Annotated in this window: 1 protein-coding gene; it reads right to left on the reverse strand. The window is 53.5% G+C overall.

Annotated features, from left to right (window positions below; translation table 11 throughout):
* On the reverse strand, positions 1-271 hold a 271-nt coding region (locus tag SB765_RS29770), incomplete at both ends, for a glycosyltransferase (protein WP_410932513.1).

Here is a 271-nt window from a genome sequence, read left to right on the forward strand (position 1 = left end):
CTTCTGGCACGCTCGTGTGATCCCAGACTTTATTGGCGATGATGTCGTAAATGTGGTTATAGCGGTCTGGCAGGATCAGGACCTCATCCTCCAGCACGATATTCAGCGCATCCTGATCGGGAAAACCAAACTCTGCGCCCCGCGTTACCAGCACGTCGGTAATGCGCGCGGTGGTCTGCCTTTCGAGCCAGCGTGGAATATTAATCAGCATAAAACCGGAGTTGAAATAGTGGTGATGCTTCAGCCCCAGCCTTGCGCACTGGTTATGTCG

The sequence above is a fragment of the Pseudomonas sp. SIMBA_067 genome (assembly GCF_046534675.1).
GTDB classification, from domain to species: Bacteria; Pseudomonadota; Gammaproteobacteria; order Pseudomonadales; family Pseudomonadaceae; genus Aquipseudomonas; species Aquipseudomonas putida.